We start from the raw sequence: 5806 nt of genomic DNA, 5'->3' as shown, positions 1-5806 counted from the left end.
TATTAATTTTTAATTATATAGCAATTTTGTTTCCAAAAAAATTGTTCGTATACTATCGAAATATATTTATACCTACAAGTATAATATATATAGTAATTACATAAGTAATAGTAGAAACACCTTCAAAGAGGGATAAAAATGGCAAGAAGTATCGATGAATTAATTGAACAATTGAATGATAAAGATGACTTTGTTGTTGAAGATGCTATGGGAGAATTGGAATTAAGAGGTGAAGAAGCTTTAGACCCATTGATTGAAGCATTATCTCACAGAAAAAAACAAATCAGATTAAATACAGCCACATTACTTGGTGCAATAAATGATCCAAAAGCAATTCCTGCATTAATCGAAACCATGCATGACAACAATAAATTGGTTAGAAGAGAAGCATCCACCGCAGTGTCTCGTATGGGTGAACCTGCTGTAGATCCTTTAATCGAAACCTTAAGCGATGAAGACTGGAGGGTTAGAGGAGCAGCTGCTTGGGCACTAGGAAACATAGGTGATGAAAAGGCTATTCCTGCACTTGAAAAATTGCTTGAAGACGAAAGCGGTTTTGTAAAACAGGGTGCACAAAGTGCTATTAACTCAATCAACAAATAAGCTTTAAAAGCTTATACTTTTCTTTTTTTTAATTATCATTTCTGAATGCTTATTAAGGACAATTCCATTTTTTTATGTTTTTTATTTTTTCATAGAAAAAACATAATATGTTAAAAATAAATTATATTCATGGTTAGGATTATCAAAAAAGAAGTCAAATTGATCGAACTTTTTTATGATTTGATTTTTGTATACGCAATTTCAAAGCTTACCTCTTTAGTAAATGAACCTGTCAATGGTGTTTTACCGTTAAACAGTATTTTTGTGTATGTAATTACTTCTTTTGTGATTCTTCAGGCATGGCTTTACTTCACAAATTACGTCAATCGTTATGGTGAATGGAAGGATTATGAGTATATTCTGGCTTGCATCAATATGATTGCGGTTATTTTCATGACCAACACTATCAGTACTCAATGGAATCTGATGTTGTTGCCGTTTAATGTATCCATGCTAATCATGCTTTTGACAGTAGTTGTATTGTATTCTATTCAGGCATATAAAGAGGGGTCACTGTCTGGAGCAGCAGGAAATTCGATAACAATTCTTTCTGTTGTCTGTACAATTTATGTGATAGCACTTTTGGCGATTATATTTGATTACGCTAACGCTGTAATTTGGCTTGATGTTGCTGCGGTTCTATGTGGTGCGTTCCTGCCCTTTTTCATCAAAGGCAAATTCAACAAGAACATCATCAATTTCCCTCATATGGTAGAAAGATTTGAACTGCTGACAATCATCACTTTCGGTGAAGCAATTGTTGGAATGACTCACTTTTTTGATGTGAATAATTTAAGTCTAATTCCTATCCTGGTCTTTTTCATAATAATTACAATGTTCGGTTCATATGTTGTTCAAATCCACAACCTCATGAATCATTCGAGGGAAGAGCGAAGCTTAAGGTTAATGTTCAGCCATTATTTTGTGATAATCAGCATTAATCTGATTACTGTTGCATTGGATTTGCTGCACAGTGGTGCCGTAGACCCGTTATTCAATTGGGTATTGATGATAATTTCCTTGATTGTATTTTATGTTTCAATTATGGCAAATAAGGAATATTATTACGATGGAATTGTTTTGTCTTTAAAAGAGATTGTAATAATGGGTGCTTTTATAGTATTAGGCTCAGGAATTATTCTATTGTCTTTAGAAAATGTTTATGGCATTTTAGTTGGTGTTTTGGTAATAACTTTTGGAAACTTCAAGGTTTTGCTAAATAAAAACAAAAATGAATTGGATTAATTAATTCATGATAAATTATTCTGGATTGCTTTTAAATTCATTATGGAAGTTACAGGAAGCATAGTCTTTAAATTAGGGTGTTTTATTTAATTCGAGATATTTCTTTGATAGATCTCGCAGCATTATTTTCAGTTTTTCCTTTTCATCCTCACTGTAGTCTAAAAAAATTTCATTTTCAATTTCGGTAATGGTCTTTTTAAATTCTAAGGTTACTTTCCGGCCTTTATCAGTTATTTTTACTATATTTTTACTTTTGTTTTCTGGATTAGGTATAATTTCAACCAAATCTTTGGCTTCAAGCCTTTTCAGTGCTTTTGTGACACTCCCTCCTCTAATATTAAGCAATTGTGAAATGTATGATTGGGGCAAACATTCCTCTGTATTTATGACAACTAGGAAATTTGCCTGATTAATTGTCAAATCCAAGTCTTTAAATTTTCTGTTTAATGTAACTAGGCAAATATCATTCAGTTTCATGATTAAAAACTCAAATGGAGTTTCTCTTAAGTCTTCATCCTGGAGGTCTGATATGTTTCTAAATTTCATTATATATTAGTGTTTCCTAGGAAATATTTAAATATTTTCAAAATTAAATTAACTGTTATGAATGTTAGCATAAAAAAAGTTAATAGATATGTGATATATCTGATTTCTCTGTTTATCATTTCACTTGGGGCGTCATTGTCTATTAAAGCGAATCTGGGGACTTCTCCTTTGATTTGCATTCCCTATGTTTCAAGCTTAATAACAAATTTAAGCGTAGGGACAACTAGCTTTTTCTTTAATATTTTTCTCATTGCGATAGAGATCGTTCTTTTAAGGGGAGGTTTTGAGAAAAGGCAATATCTCCAAATTGTGATAGGAACAATTTTTTCAGTATTCATTGATTTTACATTGATGCTGATTAATTTTTTAAATCCCTCTGATTATCCTTCCCAGTTTGCTTTGCTTTTGGCAAGTTGTATTGTAATGGCTTTTGGGGTATTGCTTGAAATTAAAACTGAAGTTGTTTTCCTTCCTGGTGACGGGTTTATAGTGGCGGTTTCAAAATTTTTAAAAAGGGAGTTCGGTAAAATAAAACCCTATTGTGATGTTTCTTTTGTAATTACTGCAGCAATTCTGTCTTTTGTGTTTTTAGGATATCTGGCAGGTGTTCGTGAAGGAACAGTCATCTCAGCAATTATCATAGGACCTATTGTTCGGATAATGAAAAGATACTTGGAAAGATATGTTGATGCACTAATCGAGATTTAAACTATCGGTATAAGTGGTTAGCAGTTCATTTTTTATGTTTTCATTTAATTTGCTGCAATTCAGTTCGGTTAATGAATACATGCTCAGTTCGTATAATATCTTATTTGCTTTCAAACCTTTTTCAAGCAGGCAGTATGATGTTTTGTGTCGGGTTTTCACATCAACTGTTTCTTTTTTAATCAGTTCCTTTTCTTCCATATACTTCAGGGTATTGGATAAAACATGATTGCTCAATTCAGGGTTTGAGTCTTGAAATTCACTAAAATACTTTTTACCTCTAAACATGTCCATCAATATGCACAACACCCATTTTCTGCTAAAAAAATCAAGGGAATCACTAACAGGACAATAATCATCAATGTTCATAATAATTATTATGTTTTCATAATTAAAATCTGTTAAGTAATTTTAAAATTACAGATTCTTTTTAAGCTATATGGCTCAACAATTTAATATGAGATGTGAAATTAGCGAATATGAAGCTGTCGAAAAGGCGGCACAAAAATTTGTAAAAAGTGTAGCTGAAGGGAATAGTAAATATGCAAAAGAGCTCTTCATTGATGAAGCGGTTCTGTTCGGTTATCTTGACGGTGATTTGGAACATGGATCTATTGAGCAATTCTATGATAATGTTGACAGTGTTGCTGCTGGTGATGAATTCAATGCAAGAATTGATGTTCTTCTTTTGGAGGAAACTTTGGCCGTGGTCAGGGTTTTAGAAGAAAGCTGGGGTGGCCGCATAGATTTCACTGATGTTCTTTTGATGTTAAAAATGGACGGTGAATGGAAAGCGGTTGCAAAGGCATATAATCAGAATTCAGAAACTATTGAAAAAAATTAATTTAGAGAAAAAATCTCTAAATTAAACTATTTTTCTAATCAATACTGAGGTGTTGTTTGTCTTACCTCTTGGAAGCACCATTACTTCCTTGTGGAAACCCCTTGTGTCCTTATCAAGAACCGGGGAGTAGAGGATTGCTCTCATTCCGGTATATGTTCTATAGATTACCGGTGTTTTTTCATCGACATATTCCCAAATGTTTGAAAATACTCTGTCTTTTGGTTCTGCAAATGCAGCAATCATCAAAATATCATAATCCATGTCTGCAACTTTTTTTTCGTTTCCAACAACAATTTCTATTTCTTTATCCAAATCTAATCTTTTTAGAACTTTGCGTGAAAGTTCTGCGACATTTTCCTGTTGTTCGATACCGATACATTTGCATCCATGGACCATATTAAACATTATAAGTGTCAATGGGAGAGGGCCGCTTCCTAAAAATACAAAAGTTTTATCCTTATTGAATTTGGCAAGTTGACTTTCGTTTTCAATAAGTCCGATGTATCTGTCATAAAAGTGGAATGAATCCAATGTTTCTTTTGGGTTGTCGGATTCCAATATTTTTAAAGCGTTTTCTTTTTCAAGTCTTGCTCCAACATAAATGTAAAATTTACGAATCAGTTTTAATGCTTTGTTCATCTTTTCATCATCAAGAATGTGTTTTGCGGAATCAAAATCGATGGTTTTATCATGTGCAATGATTTCGACGTCATCAAGAATTTCAACAATCTCATCAATGTCAACGTTGTCAAGTTCGGTAATGCCGTTTTTGTCTAAATCACCGTATGCAGATAATTTGTCTGCAATCTCTTCGAGTTTTCCCCAGTATTTATAACAACTCATTTTAATCACTTAAAACAGTATTAGTTTTTCTACTTATTAAACGTTTTTAATGTAATAACAAAAATTTAAATTGTTTTAATAGATTTAAGGTGTTAAATAATACTTTTTTCAAATTTTTTAATTAATAGTATTACTTTTTTTAAATTTTAATTGGGAAAACGTGTGAAAAGATGATTTTCATTTGAGTTTGCAAAAGCAATTAATCAGTATGTAATATATTTTATACATATAGTATATTAAATTCCAAAAAACCCTGAAAATTAAAAAGTTAGCAGAAGAAGTGCTCCAAATTGTGACATTAATATTAAAGTTTTAGAAAAAAAAGAATTTTTAAATAATCCTAAAGGATTATTTAGTTAATTTTTAAGATTTCATCTAGGTCAAGTCTTGGAGATTCGTATTCGTTAATTTTATCTCCATCTTCGTAGCCTAATGCAATTCCCATAATGATATCTTCATCTTCTGGAATTGGAAGGTTGTCTCTTATGATGTATGGATATTTAACAAGTTCGTAAGCGGGGATGGAATCGATTCCTAAATTGGTTGCGGCAAGTAATATGCTCATACCAAAACCACCTAGATCATAAACGGACCATTTTGTGTAGTCTTTTGGAAGGGTTAAATAAACTATTGCTGGTGAGTTAAACAGAACATGTTGTACGTGGAAGAAGTATTCCAAATCGGGGTCGTCACGGAACTGACCGATATCTCCCATAAAATCGGCCATGTTTTTTCTGGCCTCTTTCGGAAAAGTTGGTTCTGTGTCAAGGATTCATATCTGCAGACCCTTTAATTTTCTGACTATTTTCTTCAAGCCAGGTTTTGCGGATGCTTTCCAGTGTTTCACCAGTTGCAATATATACATTCCATGGTTGGCTGTTTTCCCATGATGGTGATAAACTGGCCATTTTAATAATTTCTTTTAAATTTTCTTCACTAATTTCATCTTTTTTGAAAAATCTTGATGAATGTCTTTTTTCCATTACTTCATTGAAATTCATTATTTCACCTTGAATATAA

The 5806-nt window shown here is 32.2% G+C and carries 9 protein-coding genes; 4 read left to right on the top strand and 5 right to left on the bottom strand.

Annotated features, from left to right (window positions below; all coding sequences use genetic code 11):
- Window positions 1–138 precede the first annotated feature (138 nt).
- Together ACKI2P_RS10590 and ACKI2P_RS10585 are read left to right on the top strand one after the other, a co-directional pair.
- Window positions 139–603 (top strand): HEAT repeat domain-containing protein, encoded by a 465-nt coding sequence (locus ACKI2P_RS10590; protein WP_407377433.1) that lies wholly within the window; start codon window positions 139–141, stop codon window positions 601–603.
- A gap of 129 nt (window positions 604–732) precedes the next feature.
- Window positions 733–1848 (top strand): low temperature requirement protein A, encoded by a 1116-nt coding sequence (locus tag ACKI2P_RS10585; protein ID WP_407377432.1) that lies wholly within the window; start codon window positions 733–735, stop codon window positions 1846–1848.
- 72 nt (window positions 1849–1920) lie between these two features.
- Here the strand turns inward: ACKI2P_RS10585 and ACKI2P_RS10580 are convergent, their stop codons facing one another.
- Window positions 1921–2394: a MarR family winged helix-turn-helix transcriptional regulator gene (locus tag ACKI2P_RS10580; protein WP_407377430.1), complete on the bottom strand. Its 474-nt coding sequence runs from the start codon at window positions 2392–2394 to the stop codon at window positions 1921–1923.
- A gap of 57 nt (window positions 2395–2451) precedes the next feature.
- Here ACKI2P_RS10580 and ACKI2P_RS10575 point away from each other — a divergent pair, with 57 nt between their 5' ends.
- Window positions 2452–3102 carry a YczE/YyaS/YitT family protein gene (locus tag ACKI2P_RS10575; protein WP_407377429.1) on the top strand — a complete coding sequence of 217 codons (651 nt, stop codon included), beginning with the start codon at window positions 2452–2454 and terminating at the stop codon, window positions 3100–3102.
- Here the strand turns inward: ACKI2P_RS10575 and ACKI2P_RS10570 are convergent.
- Window positions 3088–3468, bottom strand: a complete 381-nt coding sequence (locus ACKI2P_RS10570) for a winged helix-turn-helix transcriptional regulator (RefSeq protein ID WP_407377427.1) — start codon at window positions 3466–3468, stop codon at window positions 3088–3090. The two genes, ACKI2P_RS10575 and ACKI2P_RS10570, sit on opposite strands and share 15 nt — an antisense overlap.
- An 88-nt stretch (window positions 3469–3556) precedes the next feature.
- On the opposite strand from ACKI2P_RS10570, the gene ACKI2P_RS10565 reads away from it, so the two are divergent.
- Complete coding sequence (locus ACKI2P_RS10565) at window positions 3557–3943, top strand: nuclear transport factor 2 family protein (protein WP_407377425.1); 387 nt, start codon at window positions 3557–3559, stop codon at window positions 3941–3943.
- A 21-nt stretch (window positions 3944–3964) separates the two neighbouring features.
- On the opposite strand, the gene ACKI2P_RS10560 is transcribed toward ACKI2P_RS10565, so the two are convergent.
- The 3 genes from ACKI2P_RS10560 to ACKI2P_RS10550 form a co-directional block, all read right to left on the bottom strand.
- Window positions 3965–4786, bottom strand: a complete 822-nt coding sequence (locus ACKI2P_RS10560) for a nicotianamine synthase family protein (RefSeq protein ID WP_407377423.1) — start codon at window positions 4784–4786, stop codon at window positions 3965–3967.
- A 352-nt stretch (window positions 4787–5138) separates the two neighbouring features.
- On the bottom strand, window positions 5139–5513 hold the full coding sequence (locus ACKI2P_RS10555) for a nitroreductase family protein (RefSeq protein ID WP_407377422.1): 375 nt from the start codon (window positions 5511–5513) through the stop codon (window positions 5139–5141).
- Window positions 5514–5550: 37 nt separating this feature from the next.
- On the bottom strand, window positions 5551–5806 hold a 256-nt coding region (locus ACKI2P_RS10550), incomplete at its 5' end, for a nitroreductase family protein (protein ID WP_407377420.1).

This window comes from Methanobrevibacter sp. (assembly GCF_045541095.1).
Classification (GTDB): domain Archaea; phylum Methanobacteriota; class Methanobacteria; order Methanobacteriales; family Methanobacteriaceae; genus Methanocatella.
This window is presented reverse-complemented; position numbering and strand designations above follow the sequence as displayed.